Origin of the sequence: Xanthovirga aplysinae, assembly GCF_009711365.1 — a bacterium.
Classification (GTDB): Bacteria; Bacteroidota; Bacteroidia; order Cytophagales; family Cyclobacteriaceae; genus Xanthovirga; species Xanthovirga aplysinae.
The window spans coordinates 1-3,901 of sequence record NZ_SMMB01000778.1 but is presented as its reverse complement, the minus strand read 5'-3'; the positions used below and the strand labels follow the sequence as shown (position 1 = coordinate 3,901).

Annotated in this window: 4 protein-coding genes; all 4 read left to right on the top strand. The window is 32.9% G+C overall.

Features of this window, described 5'->3' with window-relative positions:
- The first annotated feature begins 160 nt into the window (after positions 1 to 160).
- Positions 161 to 817, top strand: coding sequence for a porin family protein (locus E1171_RS05540; RefSeq protein WP_155204891.1), 657 nt, complete (start codon positions 161 to 163; stop codon positions 815 to 817).
- Between the two features lie 479 nt (positions 818 to 1,296).
- On the top strand, positions 1,297 to 1,551 hold the full coding sequence (locus E1171_RS05535) for a hypothetical protein (RefSeq protein ID WP_155204889.1): 255 nt from the start codon (positions 1,297 to 1,299) through the stop codon (positions 1,549 to 1,551).
- Positions 1,544 to 2,728 (top strand): tetratricopeptide repeat protein, encoded by a 1,185-nt coding sequence (locus E1171_RS05530; RefSeq protein ID WP_187696276.1) that lies wholly within the window; start codon positions 1,544 to 1,546, stop codon positions 2,726 to 2,728. The genes E1171_RS05535 and E1171_RS05530 overlap by 8 nt, the downstream gene beginning before the upstream one ends.
- Positions 2,729 to 2,897: 169 nt before the next feature.
- Positions 2,898 to 3,901, top strand: a 1,004-nt coding sequence (locus E1171_RS05525) for a type I restriction endonuclease (protein ID WP_155204885.1), incomplete at its 3' end; no start/stop codon positions are given.

Here is a 3,901-nt window from a genome sequence, read left to right as displayed (position 1 = left end):
AAAAAAATAGATGCAAATAAATATATAATAGTATGCTTTTTTCTATATTCGACGGCTTTATAAGTTTAAGGTAGTCTTTTAAAGGAAAAAATCATCTCAATTATTTACATTGTTTCAACTTATAACCATAACAAACTAATTCATTTAAATTTTAAAATCAATGAAAAAACTAATACTTTCTATCATAATTCTTATTATTTTTTCAGTGAGCAGCAGTTTTGCTCAAAGTCCTGCAAAAGTATCAATGGGACTTCGAGCAGGAGCTAATATCACTAAATTGCAAGGCAAACAAATAGGAGGAATGCAGGATTATACAACAGGCTTTGATTTTGCGATCCCTATTGAAGTGAGTTTTAGCCAAAACTTTGCTCTACAACCGGAGTTACATTATATTTCAAAAGGGACAGCCGCCAGTTTAAATGAAGTATTAAAAATCCGAGCCTTTCAAAATTATTTGGAGTTGCCGATATTACTGAAAGGTAAAATTGGAAATGAAAAGCTTTCTGGTTATGCTATTGCAGGTCCTTCCTTCGGCTACGCAACAAATGTCTATAGTATTGTGACAATTGACGGAGAAAAAGAAAGAGAATTAGGAGATTTTGATAAAGATGCTGACAACCGGTTCGACTTTGGTGTCAGTTTTGGAATAGGAGCTGAATTGCAAGCAGGTGAGGGTAAAGTGGTTTTTGATGTCCGATATGGCGCGGATTTCAATGATAATGCTCAATTTAGGTATGAAGAGCCAAAAGGTTGGTCTGGATTCTACAATAGTGGTATAGCTATTACGGCAGGCTATATGATTCCAATAGGGAAATAGAATATCAGAAAAAATAAAGAAATGAAAAACGATGTAATTATTTGGGAATAAAAGGGCTTATTATAGCCCTTTTTTATTAAGCCACGGATCAAAACCTATGGCTTTTTTATGTGAAGATTTCACAATCCCAAGTTCCCATTATTTTGCGATTGGAATAGGTTTTTGCGTTTCTCCTTCTGGCACCCGCCAATTAACCCCGAAAAACATCCACTTATCACAGTTTTTAAATAATATATTTCCAAAATAAATTAATGAAACACTGTTTTAATGTGACATACTCACATTAATAGAGGTTTGGATACACCCTAAGATACTCACAATCTTGTATTATTCAATATAAAGCCCTTTATATTAATTATATCGGGTGTTTTTACCTTATATTTTTGAATAAAATACAGTCACCCGCAATTGAAAATTAGAAAATAATTATCTACCTTAGATGTGATTACTTTTAGACGGGAATAACGAAACATTAAATCATGAAGAAGAGGATTTTTTTAGTAATAGCACTTTTGGGAATGTTTGTCCTGGGAGCTAACGCCCAGGTTGCGGGAAGGGATGAAGATTCAGGGGGGACAGGAGGAAGTTTTCCACCACCGACACAAACTGCAAAGATGAGTTCTGTGGAAGCAGTTCAGAAAACTAATGAAGTAGATACTTCTGAGGATAAGAGTTGGTTGGAAATAGCAGCTGATTGGATTAATGATCTATTTACTGAAGAGGGAAATGAGTAGAATTTTTATAGTTTTTATGACGGGCTTACTAATAAGCCTGTCGGTTTCTTCACAGCCAAATACAGATAGGGAGCTATACAAACAGGCGTATTTAGCTATTGACTCAGATCCTTTAACAGCTATTGAGCTTTGTTCAAAGATTTTAGAAAATCCAAATGCTGAAGCTGGATATAAGGTTAGAGCTTTGATAATCAAAGGAGGACTTAGCAATCGATTTGGTGAATACGATAAAAGCTTGGAATGTTTTTTAGACGCCTATGATTTGAATAAAGAGAAAAGCATTGAGCCTTATATTTTACACAATCTAGGTTGGACCCAAAGATTAGCGGGAAACCAATCCAAAGCAAAACATTATTTAAATAAAAATAAATTACTCTATCCCAGACATTTAATTTCTATTCCTGAATTAGCTCTGGTTTATATCAATGAAAAAGAATATGAAAAGGCGAGAGTGAATTTGGAGAATCTTAAAAGTGAAGCGTTAAAAATAAATTCAGGGCCAGATTTATTGTCTGCCTTAATGAACTTAGGATTTCTTGCGCTTAAAGAAAAAGACTATAATAGTGTAATTAATTTAACTAAACAGGCTTTTAGTATTAGTGATACAATTCAACATCCTAATAGACAATTTCTTCTAGCAAATGCCCATAATAATATTGCTATTGCGTACATGGGAAAAGGCAATTATCAAAAGGCTGAAGAACATTTAAATAAAGGCTTTGAAATCAGTAATTTAATAAATGCTCAGATTCCTTTACTTGAATCAGCCACCAAATTAAAGGAACTAAGTCGAATAACTAAAGATTTTGACAAACTGGATAAGTATTCCACCTTAGAATCCCAAACAAGAGAAAAACTGGAAAAAAATAAAGTGGAATTTCATAGAGCCGAAAGGGATCTTAGGGAAAAACAATTAAAAGTTGAAAAAGAAAAAACAGCGAAGCTCGAAAAAAGTGAGAAAACATCCCTCAACTTAATTTGGGCGCTTTCGATTGGGTTGATTTTAGTTTCTGGTGTGTTATCAGTTATGCTAAGGAAGGCTTGGAAGGAAAAGAAGAATTGGAAAAGAGAGAAAAGGACAAACCTTAATACTCTTAGAGCTAGTGATAATGGAGCTCAATTAAAAAATGATGATAAGGAAATAATTTATAGTAGACTAGAAGAAGAGTATAAATGAAAACAAAAATAGCTCTTGGATAGAAGCTCACTTATAAAAAAGTGAGCTTTTCTTATTTCAATAAAATCTCATTTTTTGAATATTATGCTTAATTAGTTATTTTGTAATTAAAAATCAGAAAATAACACCAAATTTTATAAGTTATTATTTAAAAACTAAAAATTATAGAATGGATCTTATTGAAAAACTACAAGAAATAAGTGACAGGATTGTTAAGTCAAAGAACTTAGTAACCACGGAAGAAGCCACTAAAAATGCCTTTGTAATGCCCTTTATACAAGCATTAGGTTACGATGTATTTAACCCTCTTGAAGTTGTGCCGGAATTTACAGCTGATATTGGTACAAAAAAAGGTGAAAAAGTTGACTATTGTATTTGCAAAGAAGGAGAACCAGCAATAATAATTGAATGTAAACATTGGCAGGAAAAAATTGATTCTCATACTTCCCAATTACACAGGTATTTTCACACTACTTCCGCTAGGTTTGGGATCATTACCAATGGAATTTCCTATAAATTCTATTCAGATCTCGAAGAGCAAAATAAGATGGATGAAAAGCCATTTTTTGAATTCTCCTTCGAGAAGCTTAATGAAAATGTAGCCACTGAGTTAAAGAAATTCAAGAAAGATCATTTTGATGTAGAGGAAATTGTTAGCACTGCTAGTGATTTAAAATATTCAAAACTAATTAAAGATTTACTTGCTACAGAATTAAAAGAGCCTTCAGAAGACTTTGTTAAATATTTTGCAAAAAGAGCCTATAACGGTATAGTGACTAAGAAAATACAAGAACAATTTACAGTATTGGTTCAGAAATCCGCAAAGCAGTTACTTAGTGAAATGATAAGCGATAGGCTCAAATCTGCTTTGGACACCGAAGCAGAAGAAACCCAAAAGGAAATTCAGGAAACAGAAGAAAAGGCTATTGAGGAAAAAGCCGACAATAACGGCATCATTACTACAGAGGAAGAACTGGAGGGGTATAGAATTATACAGGCTATAATTAGAAGAAAAATTGACTTGGATAGAGTATTCCATAGAGACACAAAAAGCTATTTTGGAGTTTTGCTGGATGACAACAATAGGAAGCCTATTTGTCGATTACATTTTAATTCTGGAAATAAATACATTGGTGTTTTTGATGAGAATAGAAATGAGGAAAAGGTGTTGAT